We start from the raw sequence: 13,725 nt of genomic DNA on the forward strand, positions 1-13,725 counted from the left end.
ATCAGCCTGCCAACAGCTCTTTCGCGGCGGCCTTGGCCGCGTCCGTGATGGTGTCGCCGGATATCATCCGGGCAATCTCGTCCACACGCTGATCGGACGACAGCGGGGACACGGTCGAGAGCGTCACACCATTCGTCACCGATTTACTGACACGCCAATGATGCCCACCAAGTGCGGCCACCTGCGGGCTGTGGGTTACGACCAGCACCTGACCTGCAGAGGCCAGATCCGCCAAACGTCGCCCAACGGCATCGGCGGTGGCCCCCCCCACGCCGCGGTCAATTTCGTCAAATATCATGGTCAGGCCGGTCGCGTCACGGGTCAGGCAGACCTTGAGGGCCAACAAGAAACGGCTGAGTTCCCCGCCCGAGGCGATCTTGTTCAATGGCCCGGAAGGTGCGCCAGGGTTGGTGGCAACCGAGAATGTCACCGCATCTATACCATCCGGACCGGGGTCCGCTGCGGTGATTTCTGTCGTGAAAACAGCGCGTTCCATCTTGAGCGGAGCAAGCTCGGCCCCCATAGCCTGATCCAGCCGGATCGCTGCGTCCTGTCGCGCTTTGGACAGAACCTGCGCCGCCGCGTCGTACTGCGCGCGCGCGTCGGCCAAGGCTGCTTCCAGCCCTGCAATCTCGTCCGCGCCCGCGTCCAATGCTGTCAACCGACCACGCAAGTCTTCAGCGAACACGCCCAACTCGTCTGGGGTGGTGTGGTGCTTGCGCGCCATTGCGCGAATGGCAAACAGGCGTTCTTCCACCTGCTCCAGTTCGTGCGGATTGAAGGACAGGCTGTTCATCGCCGCTTCGACGCCCGATACGGCCTCGCCCAGCTCATCCATCGCTCGGCTCAAGGCGGCAAGCGGAGCGTCAAGCGTGTCGCCTGCCTGATCAGCAGCGCCTTCCAGCCAGCGCAGAGCGTCGCCCAAACGCGCCTCGGCCCCGTCGCCAGTGCCAAGCGCCTGATGCGCGCGCGAGATGTCTTCGCCTATCCGCTCGGCTCCTTGCATTAAGCGACGGCGCGCGTCCAGTTCAGCGTCCTCGCCGGGCTGAGGGTCCAGCATGTCCAACTCTTCGACCGCATGGCGCAAAAACTCTTCTTCGGCTTTAGCAGCGTCAATACGGGCACGCGCTTCGTCCAACGACTTGGATGCCTGCGCAACGGCACGCCACGCGGTTTTCACCCTGTCGACGTTGCCCCCAAGCCCTGCAAATTCGTCCAAAAGCAGCCGATGCACGCGGGGGTTCAAAAGTCCTTTGTCATCCTGCTGGCCATGTAGCTCGACCAAGCTGTCCGACAAGGCACGCAATACCTCGCCGCTTGCCCGACGGTCATTGACCCACGCGGTCTTGCGCCCGTCCAGTCGGTTAATCCTGCGCAATACCAGTTCGTCATCTGCAGGGATCCCGGCCTCGTCCAACACCGCACGGGCTGGGTGATCAGCGGGTAAATCAAATACTGCGACGACCTCGCCCTGTTCTGCACCCGTACGCACCAGATCGGCACGACCGCGCCACCCCAACACAAATCCCAGACTGTCCAACAAGATAGATTTGCCTGCACCGGTCTCGCCGGTCAGCACGTTTAGCCCCGGCTGGAACTCAAGCTCCAACCGGTCGATGATTAGCATATCTCGAATGTCCAGAGACCGTAGCATCCTAAGACCCGTCAGCGCTTGGCCCGAGAACCGTCAGGCGGGCCATGTGGCCCTGCCCGGTCAGAGCCATTCGCCCTTGATCATCTGACGATGAACCTGACGCAACCAGCTGTTGCCCTTGGCTTCCGGTTTCAATCCACGGCTGGTCAACAGACGATAGCTGTCTTGATACCATTCGGTCGACTGGAAGTTGTGACCAAGGATCGCACCAGCGGTTTGGGCTTCGTTGACCAGACCCAATGACAGGTAAGCTTCGACCAAACGATGCAGCGCTTCAGCCACATGGGTGGTGGTCTGGAACTGCTCGACCACAACGCGGAAACGATTGATCGACGCCGAGTAATGCTTGCGTTTCAGATAGTAACGCCCGATTTCCATTTCCTTGGCCGCCAGATGGTCAAAGGCCAGATCAAATTTCAAAATGGCGGACTTGGCGTATTCCGTATCCGGATAACGCTCGATCACAGTACGTAGTGCCTGCAGCGCCTGAAAGGTCAGACCCTGATCGCGCCCGATCAGATCAATCTGATCGTAATAGCTGATGGCCAGAAGATACTGCGCGTAGGCGGCGTCTTCATCACCGGGATAGAAATCGATAAAGCGCTGCGCCGTGGCGCGGGCCAATTCGTATTCTTTGTCTTTGTGATGCGCAAACGCCTGCATGATCAGCGCGCGTTTGGCCCATTCCGAATAGGGGTACAGCCGCTCGACTTCGCCGAACCATTCCGCTGCTTCTTCGGGGTCGCCACGCTCAAGATCATATTCGCCGCGCTTGAAGATTTCTTCGGCGCTCCATTGATCAATGGGACGTTTTTCGACACGGGTGCCAAAAATACCGCCGCCAGTGCCATCGCCACCGAATCCCGAACTTCCGCCCAAGCTTCCGAATCCCAAGCTGCCGGAACCACCGCTGCAGCCCGTCAAAACCAAGCCGGATACCAGTGCAATGCTGATGGATTTGCCCAATTTCACGCGGATCATAACCGGTGCTACCCCAACTGTTTTCTGCCGATAGAATAATTCCGACATCTTCCAGCGATTCCTAGCACAGAAATTTTGTGGGCAAAATGGTTTGCGCACCAAAATTCGACCATGTTGGAAGAGTTTATCGGAAACCTACGATGTTTGGCTGTTGTTCTTTGAGACTGGCCGAAGACATCGCCCGGTCCATTGATCGCCAATTGGTCCAATCAAGCCGTCATCGGCAGGTCAGAACGGCGCACACCGACGCCGGGCAGCTTGCGTGCATCCTGACCGTCGCATTCGATCAAACGCCAAGCACCAGGTGTATCAAACAAGGTGCGCAGCAACTTGTTTGTCATGGCATGTCCGGCGCGATGGCCGATATAGCGTGCGCGCAGTGGCGCACCAGCCAAAGCCAAATCCCCCAATGCATCCAGCATTTTGTGGCGAACAGCTTCGTCCGTACGGCGCAAACCACCGGGGGACAGCACTTGATCTCCGTCGACAACGACGGCGTTTTCGTACGTGCCACCTAGGGCAAGCCCTGCTTTGTGCATCGCGTCCACGTCCGCCTGACGGCAGAAGGTCCGACAATCCGACAGCTCGCGGACAAAATTGCCGTTGGACAAATCCAAGCTCATGTCTTGTGTACCAATGGCTGCATCCGGGAACGAGATGTGGAAATCAATCTGGAAGCCATCCGAAGGCTCCAATCGTGCCCAAGCGGCACCTTCGCGGTATTCTACTGGTTCCAGCACTTCGATCACGCGCACCGGAGCGGACAGCTCACGCTGTCCAGCTTTAATCAATCCGTCCACAAACCGGGCAGAGCTTCCATCCATAATTGGAACTTCCGGGCCATCAATCTCGATCAGCGCATTGTGGATGCCACAGCCAGCAAGGGCTGCCATGATATGTTCAATGGTGCGAACCTCGACCCCGGCGTCGTTACGGATCACCGTACACAGGGGCGACGGCACACCCGAGGCCCAATGCACTGCGATCAGATTGTCGCAGTCATCCACGTCGGTGCGTTTGAACCAAATGCCATATTCCGCCGAGGCAGGTTGTACCTTCATGCGAACCGGGCGCCCGGAATGCAATCCGGTGCCGTTGAAACTGACTGTGCTGGCTACTGTGGTCTGCACGTGACGCCTCTTTCGTTACCTCGGTTCGGGTGCGATGCCCTGCCAATTTGACAGTTCCGCATTATTGTCTTTGCGCGTCCTTTTGTGGTTGCCCGGTCTGGCCGGGTCGTCCGCCCCCGTGTGGAGTAAACACGGGGCCGGCCCAACCATTCCGTTCGTACCACCAGACTGGCGGCGCTCGGCCTAGATCGAACCTCTCAGGTAGGTTCTTAGCGATCTAATACCCAAACGGGTGCGCACCAATCAGGTTCGACTGGTGCTTCTGTGGGTAATCTCCCAAGAGGTTAATCACAATTCAAACCTCTGTAATGGTTTGTAACATGTCCTGTCAGGTGCGCAAAAAACCGCGCAAGCCCGAAGAGAAGACCGGCAAGTCTTTGGTTTTTATTGTTTTTCAAGGCTGATCAGGCCACCAAAACCTTCCCGCGTTCCAACTGTAAACTCCGGCAAACCTTCGCTGATGGAACAAGTAAAAAGGTTAACTTGACGACTTTCGTTGCCAGTTCATCCGTCTCTACAACGAAAAACCGCCGCGCATTTCTGCGCAGCGGCTTGTTTTTTCTTTGGTTTTAACCGGTTCAGTTGGCCTGACGGCGCAGGAACGCAGGGATCTCGACCTTTTCCTGCTCGGGACCAGCCGCGGGGGCTTGATGCTGAACGGGCTGTTCGCTTTGCACCGGAGGCTGCGAGCGAGCAGTACCATCAGCTGCGCCCGAACCGGTCATCCGGTTGATCAGCGAGTTGATGCCAAAACGGGCTTTTTCATGCGCAGCCGGAGCCTCGGCATGAGGTGCAGGTGCTGCCGGTTGTGCTGGCTGACCTGCGCGCGGCTGGTTTTGCACAGCGGCTTGCAAGCGCGCCATCGCCTCAGGCGACGGAGTGCCAGGAGCGGCCGGTTTAGGGGCTACAAACTGTGCCACTGCGGGTTCCTCGACAAAACGGGGATCCACGGCTTCTTCTTCGCGCGACTGATAAACCGGCGGAGGCACATCGCCACCTGCGGTTTCAGCGGGGAAGCTGTTTCCCAGCTCGGCCTCTACTGGTGCAGCAGCTTCTGCTGGCTGCTCCATATGACCAAAGAGTGACGGTTCAACAGGAGCTTCAGCAACCTCAGTCTCCATCGGAGCCGGAGCTTCAGCATGGACAGGGGCCGCGTCAATCTCGGCGGCAGCGGCAACAGCAGCGGGCGCTTCAGCTTCCATCTTCTGCTCGACCTCGATCGGCGACTGAAGAGGCTGCGCCAGCGTACGACGCGGAACCGGGATGTCCAACGGAACCTCAGCGGCATCGATGCCAGTGGCCACAACGGACACGCGCATGGCACCATCAAGGCCGTCATCCAACGTCGAACCAACGATGATGTTGGCCTCGGGGTCGACTTCCTCGCGGATGCGGTTGGCTGCTTCGTCCAGTTCGAACAGGGTCAGGTCGTAACCGCCGGTGATGTTGATCAACACACCTTTCGCGCCACGCAGGCTGATTTCGTCCAGAAGCGGGTTGGCGATGGCTTTCTCGGCGGCTTGAACCGCGCGATCTTCGCCGGTGCTTTCGCCGGTGCCCATCATTGCCTTGCCCATCTCGTCCATCACGGCGCGAACATCAGCAAAGTCGAGGTTGATCAGACCGGGGCGAACCATCAGGTCCGTCACACCCTTAACACCTTGATAAAGAACATCATCTGCCATCGAGAACGCTTCGGTGAAGGTCGTCTTTTCGTTGGCCAGACGGAACAGGTTCTGGTTCGGAATGATGATCAGCGTGTCGACCATCTTCTGCAGGGCTTCGACACCGTCTTCCGCCTGCTTCATGCGCTTGGCGCCTTCGAACTGGAACGGCTTGGTGACAACACCAACGGTCAGCACACCCAGTTCGCGGGCGGCTTGTGCAATGATCGGGGCCGCACCGGTTCCGGTACCACCGCCCATACCAGCGGTGATGAAGCACATATGTGCGCCCGCCAGATGGTCTACGATCTGCTCAATGCTTTCTTCAGCCGCTGCTGCGCCAACCGTGGCACGGGCACCTGCGCCCAGACCTTCGGTGACCTTCACACCCATCTGGATGCGATCAGCTGCGCGCGAGTGCTGCAATGCCTGCGCGTCGGTGTTTGCGACTACAAATTCTACGCCCTCGAGTTCCTTCTCGATCATGTTGTTGACCGCGTTGCCACCAGCACCGCCTACGCCAAACACTGTGATACGAGGTTTCAACTCTTCCTGACCGGGCATGGTAAGGTTCAAAGTCATGATTTTTCCGCCTGTATAGGTCTGCGCCGCTTCGATGTGCCCCGAAGGCGGCTGGTATGTTGTTATCCCGACTGAATCGCCGGTAACTGCCTCTTTTTTTTCATAATAGCTTAAAACTGCATGGTTCGTCACGCCCAAAAGGGGCGATTCACCGCAAAATATTGAGAGAATCTAGAGGTTTTAAGCAGGATTTCGCCGAAGACACAGCATGTTGCGGTGCAGCGCGAGACTTACCAATTGTCCTTGAACCACCTGAACGCCCGGCGGAAGCTGCGCGCCGGATAGTTTTCCGACGGCATTTCGAAATCCCACCATTCGTCTTGCGGATGGGCGGCAAACAGACACAACCCGACGGCCGAGGCGAACCCCGCCCCTGTCGCCGCCTGCGGCAAACCCTGCACCCGCAACGGACGTCCGATGCGTACATTCTGACCAAGAATTTTCGGGGCAAGCCCGTCCAAACCTGGGATCTGGCTGCCTCCGCCTGTCAGAACGATGGACTGGCTGGGCAGGTGATCAAACCCGGCAGCATCAAGGCGCATCCGCACCTCTTCCAGAATTTCTTCGACACGCGGACGCATGATGCCGATCAACTCGGCCCGGCTGACCGTGCGACGGTCATGTTCCCAATCGCCCGTGTCGCCACCGATCTCGATCATCTCGCGATCATCCATGCCGGTCGCGACAACGCCCCCGTAAAAAGTTTTGATCCGCTCGGCCGTCGACAACGGCACATGCAGCCCTTTTGAAATGTCCGAGGTCACATGATCCCCGCCCAGACGTACGCTGTCGGCAAAAATCATGTGCTTTTTCATGAAGATCGAGATGCCAGTTGAACCGCCGCCAAGGTCGATACAGGCCGCGCCCAGCTCTTGTTCATCTTCGACCAATGCCGAAATGCCAGACACATAGGCCGAACTGGCCAGCCCCGCGACCTCGAGATCGCAGCGTTTGATGCAATAGAGCAGATTCTGAATGACAGCTGAATCGACAGTCAGAACATGCATATCGACCGCCAAACGGTTGCCGATCTGTCCACGCGGATCACCAAGGCCCGAGCGGTGATCCAATGCGAAGTTCACCGGCTGTGCGTGCAACACCTCGCGTCCGTCGCCAATGTCCGGCATGTCACAAGCAGCCAGCACACGGGCCACGTCGTCTTCGGTGACAGCGCGACCGTCAAGCGCGACCGCTCCGTCCAGCCCATAGCTGCGCGGGTTTGCACCCGAGAAACAGGCGATCACGTGGTCCACGCGAATGTTGGCCATCTTTTGCGCGGCTTGGACAGCGGTGCGAATGGCACGCTCGGTCTCGGCCATGGCGTCAATCTCGCCAAAGCGAACGCCGCGCGAACGGGTCGTTGCGGCACCAATCACGCGAAAGGCGCTTTGCCCAGCCAAAGACCCTACCCCGTCGCTGTCGCGGAACTGATCCGGTCCGTCAAAGCGCAGGATCAGGCAACCGACCTTTGCACTGCCGATATCCAGAATGGCAATCACGCCGCGTTGCATGGCGGCTTCGCGCATGGCCCGCATCGCGCGTTGCTGGCTGTAAATATCGGTCATTGGGAAACCTCTTCAATCTGAACCCCTTTGATGCGACGCAGCTCGTCCATGGCGGTGTCGCCAAGACGCAGCGTGGGTCGCTGGGGATTTCTCATATCAATCACACTAAGATCGCGACCAAACAGGTCTTGCGCCTGATGCAAAGCAATCACCTGCTCTAGTGCGGCCACCGGGTTTTCAGCGGGAAGCTGAATGCGTTGGTTGGTTTTCAGAACCACGTCCCAGCGACGTTCACCCACGCGGATCAATCCGCGCAATTCGCCGCGCAGCGGACCTGCAGTGTCAAGAATGGCACGTGCTTCGGACACAGCTTCGGCTGCCCCCTCTCCCGTGATCAAGGGCAGGTCCGAGCGCGCGTCGCGCTCCAGCAGGCTGGCCACGCGATGACCACCCGCGTCCAACATGTCGATGACACCACTGTGGCGCCACAGGATCACCGGCTGGCGTTCGGTCAGCGCGATTTCCAGCACGCCACCCGGCCGGATGCGCAGATCCGCATCTTCGATTACATCCAGTTTCATGATCTCAGTCCGCATCCGTTCCAGATCCAGATCGAAGCTCGAGATCGGGAAATCGATGGGTAGGATCTGACGCACGGCGTTGTCGACAACCGGGGTTGCGCCTTCGACCGCCATCAGCTTGACCATGAACTCGGGCCGTTCCTGAACCGAGCGCTTCACGTTGGTCAGCTTCTCGCCGATCGCGTACCGGTTGGTCGGGTTGGCCAGATACCAGCCCGCAGCCATCAAAATAATAAAGACCGGAAGCCCGACACGCAGGAAGGCGCGGAACACCGGCGTTAGCCACAGGCGATGGGCCTTATAGGCAAGACGAGACGGGGCTGGGTCGCGGCGCTGCGCCTCGGGTTTATTCTGCTGAGGCGCGGTCATCGGTTGCACGATGCGTCCTCCACCATCCATGCGCAGAACTTGCCAAAGCTCATCCCCTGATGCGCGCCCTGCTCGGGTGCCAGCGAGGTCGGCGTCATGCCGGGCTGCGTGTTGGTTTCCAGAATGATCAGCCCATCCAGACCGCGGGCTTCGTCCCAGCGGAAATCGGTGCGGCTGACACCACGACAGCCAAGGGCCTTATGCGCCCGTACCGCAAAGTCCAGACAGGCGGCCTCGATTTCGGCGGGGATGTTGGCGGGGATTTCGTGGCGCGAACCACCCTCGGCGTATTTCGCGTCATAGTCATACCAGCCATCTGTGATGATGTCGGTGACGCCAAGCGCACGATCCCCCATCACGGTGGTCGTCAGCTCGCGCCCCGGGGCATAGGTTTCGACCATCACTGTATCGGGCATGCTGTCGGCCAGCTTGGGTGGCGTATTTGCGCCCTCTTGCACGATGTAAATCCCGACCGAGCTGCCTTCATTATAGGGCTTCACCACATAGGGTGGTTCCATCACATGGCGGGTCTGAACGTCGTCCTTCTCGGCCAACACACTGGCAACCACGGGAAGACCCGCGGCGCGGAAAGTTTCCTTGGCGCGTTCCTTGTCCATCGCAAGCGAGGACGCCAGAACGCCCGAATGAGTATAGGGGATTTGCAGCCATTCCAGCAGGCCCTGCACGCAGCCATCTTCGCCCCAGCGTCCATGCAATGCGTTGAACACGACGTCAGGGGATTCGGCCTTCAGGCGCTCGGCCAGATCGGCGCCTGCGTCGATCTTTACGACCTCAAACCCCTCGCCGGCCAAGGCTTTGGCGCATTCCTCGCCCGAGCTAAGCGACACGTCGCGCTCGGCCGATGGACCGCCCATCAAAACCACAACTTTGCTGACGGAAGAACCCGACATAGCCTGTAATGCCTCGTACACGGCCGCAATGCGGCCAAAATGCCCTGCCGTTTCCGGCGTTAATCCCGTGTAACCACGGTGTCTGTCATGAGGCGTACCGCCCCGAACCGATCTGTCGCGCAGTTTTCTGCGTCTGTTTTTCGGCTTTCAGGGCCTGCCCGACCCCTCAATTTCCGGTCTTTTGACCGTGTCTTTTGCGTCTTTTTCGTCTCTTGGCGCCCGGTCTATTCTGCCGCCGGTTCGCCTATGCGCTTGATTTCCCATTGTAGCTTTATGCCGCTGTGTTCGTAAACCTTTTTTCTGACCTCTTCACCCAATCCTTCAAGGTCGGCAGCGGTCGCATCGCCGATGTTGGTCAGAAAGTTCGAATGCATCTGGTTCATCTGCGCGCCGCCCCGTGTCGCGCCCCGCATTCCGGCCTCGTCAATCACCTTCCATGCCTTCAATTCGTGGCTGTCATCCGCCCGGCCCGTCGAGCTGAAGCCCGCTGGATTACGGAAGGTCGACCCTGCGGTGCGGTCTTTCGTAGGCTGGGTTTCATCGCGCTTGGCAAGCTGGGCCTCCATCCGGGCGGCAAGCTTCTCGGGATCCCCGGACGGGCCTGTCAGGACGGCTTTCGTTATAACCCAACCGTCCGGCAGTTCGCTTTGGCGATACTGAAACTGCAAATCATCGGCAGTCAGCGTCACGCGCTCGCCGGCCCGTGTGAGGGCCGTCGCAGATTGAAAAACATCAGCAATATAAGAACCATAGCAGCCGGCGTTCATGCAGACTGCGCCACCGATCGCGCCCGGAATGGTGCGCAGGAAAGTCAAGTCCACGCCCTCGGCGGCCGCCTTTTTGGCAACCTGAGCGTCCAGCGCGGCGACGCCGGCCGTCACCGTCTGGCCGTCAATCTCGACCCCGTTGAACCCGCGTCCCATGCGGATCACGACGCCCCGGATGCCGCCATCACGCACGATCAGGTTCGAGCCGACGCCCATCGGAAAAACCGGGATATCTGCGTCCAGTTCAGACAGGAAATGCGCCAGATCGTCTTCGTCAGCGGGCATGAACAGCCAGTCGGCGGGGCCACCGACACGCAACCATGTCAGCCCAGCCAGCTCTTTGTCCGCCATCAGGCTGCCGCGAATGGTGATCTGATCAGGACGGGCCATGTGCTACCTCTTTCTCAACCAGCGCGTCAGGTAGATCACTGGCCAACGCAGGATCGACATCGCGCCCAGCATGACCAGAAGCCCTACCCACGGGCCGTTCTCGTAAATCACGTATCCCAATAGCGGAATGCCCACGGCAATCAAGACGTAAGCCACCCGCCAATGATGATCACGCGAGGGCGTCAGCGCGATCACCTGTGCCAATACAGCCCAAAGGCACACCAGGATCAGAGACAGCGTCATGCCCGGCCTACTGCCTTACGCGCCAGATACCACAAGGGTCGGCGGAACATGGACAAGAACGCAGCCAGTCCCAGCGCGGCCCACACCCAGCCGTGGGTGGCCCCGATCCAGACGATCAGAAATGGTGCTGAGATCAGCAAGAGTATCCCCGGTGGGAACTGCATGCGCATGGGCAACAGCGCGACAATCGTGGCCGCAATGGCCCAGAGAGCCGCGGCGATCAGGGACGGGCTCAATGTGTGGCTCCTGTCAGGAAAGATGCGGCCAACGCCGTCAGAGCGCCGATCAACCCCAGCCAAGGGACCCAGACAGCGGTCCGGAACGGAGCTTTGGGCGCTTTCCGTTTTAACGCGATCAACGCGATGTTCACGACAGCGAACACGATCAACAATACGGTCGACGTTACAGCTGCAAGCTCGGAAACAGGCAAGGCCAGCGCAGCCCCAATCACCCCAGCCCCCAGCAGCACTGTTGCCAGAACAGGCGTACCGAACCGGGGGTGGGCGCGATAGAAGTACGACAGAAGTTTCTCGCGCCGCCCAAGGCCGAACAGGACACGCGCGGCCATAACAATCTGTGCCAGCACGCCGTTCAGCGCCGCAACTACCGCGATGGCACCCAGAACGGCAGGCGATGCCGAAAGGCTGCTTTCCCACACCAGAACCAATGGCCGGCCCGAGCTTGCCAGCGCATCCACAGGCACCGCACGCACCGCAGCATAAGAGACCAGCGCGTAAAGCAAGGTCGTGACAACCAAGGCAATCAGAATGGCGCGGGGAACAGTGTGCGTGGGGTCCTTGGCCTCTTCCGCCATGTTCACCATGTCTTCGAACCCGATGAAGGCAAAGAACGCCAAGGCGGCGGCACCTGCAACGCCAGGCCAGTAAATCTCGGGCAGGTCGGTCAGCATGGCAACCGGAGGCGCAGTGAATCCTGCGTAGACTACGGCGATCAAGCCCAAAACCTCGACCACCGTGAAGATGGCGGCCAGTGACAGGCTTTCCAACACGCCAATAAGCGCCACGAGTGTCAGAGCGATACCAATGCCGATGATGGCCCATTCGCTTGGGATGTCGACCAAAGCCGTCAGATACCCAACGCCCCCCCGCAGAACCGCCGCAGCGGACACGGTGCCCGCAAGCACAATCGCCAAGCCGATCAACACAGCCAGAAGGTGACTGTTCAGCCCCTTCTCGACATATGCCGCCTCGCCCGAGGCTTCGGGGATGCGTGAACTGAGTTCCGCATAACTGAGCGCCGACGGAGCGGCGATCAGGCCTGCCAGAAGAAACGCCAAGGGGGCCCAGATCCCGGCCTCGGCCGCGACGGCGCCCACCAGCACATAGATCCCTGCCCCGACCATGACACCGACGCCATACATGGTCAGAAGTCCCAGACCGAGGTTTCGCTTGAGAGGGGCGGGTTTCATGGAGTCACCTGTTGGGGAATAGGAATATCTCGAGGTGTCGCGCGGCTTTCAAACCATCACGAAACGAAGCCCTATTCAAGAGAACCCTTGCGTAAGGTGGGGCTTACCCCAACCGTCCCGGCAAATTGTTTGCCCATGCGCTGATCGTACCCGCGCCCAGACAGACCACCATGTCGCCCGGCTCGGCGTGTTCCTTAACCAATGCGGTCAGGGCATCTTCATCGGTGACCGCCATCGCGTGGCGGTGGCCGTGACGGACCAGACCAGCAACCAGATCATCGCGCGAGGCGCCTTCGATCGGGTCTTCTCCGGCGGCGAAAACTTCTGCAATACCAACGACATCTGCCTCGTTGAAGCAAGCGCAGAACTCTTCGAACAGGTCATGCAAGCGGGAATAACGGTGGGGCTGATGAACAGCAATCACGCGGCCTTCGCTTGCTTGACGAGCAGCTTTCAGGACCGCAGCAATTTCGACCGGGTGGTGGCCGTAGTCGTCGATGATGGTGACGCCGTTCACTTCTCCGACCTTGGTGAAGCGTCGGTTCACACCCCCAAAGCTGGCAAGCGCTGTGCGGATTTCGTCGCGCTTCATGCCCAAATGGCGCGACACCGCGACGGCGGACAGTGCGTTCGAGACGTTGTGATCCCCCGGCATCGGCAGCGTACAGCCTTCGATCTTGGTGCCTTCGTGGTTCAGCTCGATGTCGAAATGCGCGACACCGCGTTTATAGGTCAGGTTCACCGCACGAACGTCGGCTTGCGCATTGAACCCATAGGTCACAACGCGGCGGTCAGTGACTTTGCCCACCAACGCCTGCACTTCGGGGTGATCAGTGCAGCACACGGCAAGCCCGTAGAACGGGATGTTCGACACGAAATCAAGGAAGCCCTGGCGCAGCGTGTCGAAGTCACCCCAATGCTCCATGTGCTCGGGGTCGATATTGGTTACGATTGCGATGGTTGCGGGCAGACGGTTGAAGGTGCCGTCGCTTTCGTCAGCCTCGACCACCATCCATTCGCCCTGCCCCATCCGCGCGTTGGAGCCATAGGCGTGAATGATGCCACCATTGACTACGGTGGGGTCGATGCCGCCTTTGACAAGCAGTTCGGCCACCATGGTCGTGGTGGTGGTTTTGCCATGCGTCCCAGCAACCGCAATGTTTGATTTCAGGCGCATCAGCTCGGCCAGCATCTCGGCCCGGCGGACCACTGGAAGGCCGCGGGCACGCGCGGCGTCCAGCTCGGGGTTGCCCGGCTTGATGGCCGACGAGATCACGACGACCTCTGCGAGCTCAAGGTTTTCGGCGCGCTGACCAACAAAGATCTCGGCCCCCAAATTCTTCAGACGGTCGGTGATTTTTGTCGCCTTCAGGTCAGATCCCTGCACCTGATAGCCATGATTCAGCAGCACCTCGGCGATACCCGACATGCCAATCCCGCCGATGCCCACAAAGTGGATTTTGCCCATTTCGGTGGGAAGCTTGGTGGCTGCTGCGTTCATCTATCTACCTTTCGAATT

Annotated in this window: 12 protein-coding genes; all 12 read right to left on the reverse strand. The window is 59.5% G+C overall.

The window, feature by feature from the left end; genetic code table 11:
* Position 1: 1 nt before the first annotated feature.
* Positions 2-1,654: a DNA repair protein RecN gene (gene recN / locus ALP8811_RS07535; RefSeq protein ID WP_108856511.1), complete on the reverse strand. Its 1,653-nt coding sequence runs from the start codon at positions 1,652-1,654 to the stop codon at positions 2-4.
* Positions 1,655-1,714: 60 nt separating this feature from the next.
* Positions 1,715-2,635 carry an outer membrane protein assembly factor BamD gene (locus tag ALP8811_RS07540; RefSeq protein ID WP_108857479.1) on the reverse strand — a complete coding sequence of 307 codons (921 nt, stop codon included), beginning with the start codon at positions 2,633-2,635 and terminating at the stop codon, positions 1,715-1,717.
* 209 nt (positions 2,636-2,844) lie between these two features.
* On the reverse strand, positions 2,845-3,765 hold the full coding sequence (lpxC, locus tag ALP8811_RS07545; protein ID WP_108856512.1) for a UDP-3-O-acyl-N-acetylglucosamine deacetylase: 921 nt from the start codon (positions 3,763-3,765) through the stop codon (positions 2,845-2,847).
* A 578-nt stretch (positions 3,766-4,343) separates the two neighbouring features.
* A complete protein-coding gene (gene ftsZ / locus ALP8811_RS07550; protein WP_108856513.1) occupies positions 4,344-6,011 on the reverse strand; it encodes a cell division protein FtsZ in 1,668 nt (555 codons plus the stop codon).
* A gap of 230 nt (positions 6,012-6,241) precedes the next feature.
* Positions 6,242-7,576, reverse strand: a complete 1,335-nt coding sequence (gene ftsA, locus ALP8811_RS07555; protein ID WP_108856514.1) for a cell division protein FtsA — start codon at positions 7,574-7,576, stop codon at positions 6,242-6,244.
* Complete coding sequence (locus ALP8811_RS07560; protein ID WP_108856515.1) at positions 7,573-8,466, reverse strand: cell division protein FtsQ/DivIB; 894 nt, start codon at positions 8,464-8,466, stop codon at positions 7,573-7,575. Before ALP8811_RS07560 ends, ftsA begins: the two co-directional genes overlap by 4 nt.
* Complete coding sequence (locus tag ALP8811_RS07565) at positions 8,463-9,377, reverse strand: D-alanine--D-alanine ligase (RefSeq protein ID WP_108856516.1); 915 nt, start codon at positions 9,375-9,377, stop codon at positions 8,463-8,465. Before ALP8811_RS07565 ends, ALP8811_RS07560 begins: the two co-directional genes overlap by 4 nt.
* 224 nt (positions 9,378-9,601) lie before the next feature.
* Positions 9,602-10,534, reverse strand: coding sequence for a UDP-N-acetylmuramate dehydrogenase (murB, locus tag ALP8811_RS07570; RefSeq protein ID WP_108856517.1), 933 nt, complete (start codon positions 10,532-10,534; stop codon positions 9,602-9,604).
* A gap of 3 nt (positions 10,535-10,537) precedes the next feature.
* On the reverse strand, positions 10,538-10,777 hold the full coding sequence (locus ALP8811_RS07575) for a DUF2484 family protein (RefSeq protein WP_108856518.1): 240 nt from the start codon (positions 10,775-10,777) through the stop codon (positions 10,538-10,540).
* Positions 10,774-11,013, reverse strand: a complete 240-nt coding sequence (locus tag ALP8811_RS07580; RefSeq protein WP_108856519.1) for a DUF2484 family protein — start codon at positions 11,011-11,013, stop codon at positions 10,774-10,776. The genes ALP8811_RS07575 and ALP8811_RS07580 overlap by 4 nt, the downstream gene beginning before the upstream one ends.
* Positions 11,010-12,206 carry an APC family permease gene (locus ALP8811_RS07585; protein ID WP_108856520.1) on the reverse strand — a complete coding sequence of 399 codons (1,197 nt, stop codon included), beginning with the start codon at positions 12,204-12,206 and terminating at the stop codon, positions 11,010-11,012. Before ALP8811_RS07585 ends, ALP8811_RS07580 begins: the two co-directional genes overlap by 4 nt.
* Positions 12,207-12,309: 103 nt before the next feature.
* The gene (gene murC, locus ALP8811_RS07590) at positions 12,310-13,707 is read right to left on the reverse strand and encodes a UDP-N-acetylmuramate--L-alanine ligase (RefSeq protein ID WP_108856521.1); all 1,398 of its coding nucleotides are present in this window, start codon (positions 13,705-13,707) and stop codon (positions 12,310-12,312) included.
* Between the last annotated feature and the right edge of the window lie 18 nt (positions 13,708-13,725).

The sequence above is a fragment of the Aliiroseovarius pelagivivens genome, from assembly GCF_900302485.1.
GTDB lineage: Bacteria > Pseudomonadota > Alphaproteobacteria > Rhodobacterales > Rhodobacteraceae > Aliiroseovarius > Aliiroseovarius pelagivivens.

Excerpts from the sequence above, each read along its gene's own strand:
- recN (WP_108856511.1), bottom strand. The coding sequence starts at position 1,654 with ATGCTACGGTCTCTGGACATTCGAGATATGCTAATCATCGACCGGTTG.
- ALP8811_RS07540 (WP_108857479.1), bottom strand. The coding sequence starts at position 2,635 with ATGATCCGCGTGAAATTGGGCAAATCCATCAGCATTGCACTGGTATCC.
- ftsZ (WP_108856513.1), bottom strand. The coding sequence starts at position 6,011 with ATGACTTTGAACCTTACCATGCCCGGTCAGGAAGAGTTGAAACCTCGT.
- ftsA (WP_108856514.1), bottom strand. The coding sequence starts at position 7,576 with ATGACCGATATTTACAGCCAGCAACGCGCGATGCGGGCCATGCGCGAA.
- ALP8811_RS07560 (WP_108856515.1), bottom strand. The coding sequence starts at position 8,466 with ATGACCGCGCCTCAGCAGAATAAACCCGAGGCGCAGCGCCGCGACCCA.
- ALP8811_RS07565 (WP_108856516.1), bottom strand. The coding sequence starts at position 9,377 with ATGTCGGGTTCTTCCGTCAGCAAAGTTGTGGTTTTGATGGGCGGTCCA.
- murB (WP_108856517.1), bottom strand. The coding sequence starts at position 10,534 with ATGGCCCGTCCTGATCAGATCACCATTCGCGGCAGCCTGATGGCGGAC.
- ALP8811_RS07575 (WP_108856518.1), bottom strand. The coding sequence starts at position 10,777 with ATGACGCTGTCTCTGATCCTGGTGTGCCTTTGGGCTGTATTGGCACAG.
- ALP8811_RS07585 (WP_108856520.1), bottom strand. The coding sequence starts at position 12,206 with ATGAAACCCGCCCCTCTCAAGCGAAACCTCGGTCTGGGACTTCTGACC.
- murC (WP_108856521.1), bottom strand. The coding sequence starts at position 13,707 with ATGAACGCAGCAGCCACCAAGCTTCCCACCGAAATGGGCAAAATCCAC.